Source organism: Paeniglutamicibacter sp. ORCA_105, from assembly GCF_045798545.1.
Lineage (GTDB): Bacteria > Actinomycetota > Actinomycetes > Actinomycetales > Micrococcaceae > Paeniglutamicibacter > Paeniglutamicibacter sulfureus.
The window spans coordinates 1-587 of record NZ_JBIXLM010000093.1 but is presented as its reverse complement, the minus strand read 5'-3'; the positions used below and the strand labels follow the sequence as shown (position 1 = coordinate 587).

The 587-nt window shown below is 65.6% G+C and carries 1 protein-coding gene; it reads left to right on the top strand.

Features of this window, described 5'->3' with window-relative positions; all coding sequences use genetic code 11:
- A partial coding sequence (locus tag ACIPUB_RS20105) for a cation:dicarboxylate symporter family transporter (RefSeq protein WP_407608999.1) occupies window positions 1-546 on the top strand: 546 nt, incomplete at its 5' end.
- Between the last annotated feature and the right edge of the window lie 41 nt (window positions 547-587).

The following is a 587-nucleotide window of genomic DNA, read 5'->3' as shown; positions in this document are numbered from 1 at the left end:
CTGTGGCGCATGCGCGATGCCTACTTCACCGCCCTGGGCACCTCCTCTTCGGCCGCGACGATCCCGGTCACGCTGGCCTCAACCAAGAAGAACGGCGTCTCCGACTCGGTTGCGGGTTTCGTGATCCCGCTGTGCGCCACGATCCACCTCTCCGGCTCGATGGTCAAGATCACCTGCTTCTCGATCGCGGTGCTGCTGCTGACCGGTGGTGACGTCACCTTTGGTGCGTACTTCCCGTTCATCCTGATGCTCGGCGTTATGATGATCGCCGCCCCGGGCGTTCCCGGCGGCGCGATCGCCGCCGCGGCCGGCCTGCTGGCCCAGATGCTCGGCTTCGGCGAGGTCGAGGTTGGCCTGATGTTCGCCGCGTACATCGCGCTGGACAGCTTCGGCACGGCAACCAACGTGACCGGCGACGGCGCCATCGCACTGATCATGAACAAGCTGACCCGCGGCCACCTCGGTGCGCAGGCACAGGATCCGTCCGACGAAAAGGTGGAGACGATCGAGCGCAGCGCGACCGAATCGCACACGCTGGCCGAGTAACCCCCTCCGCACCCACAGCAAACACACGAGAAGCCGATGTT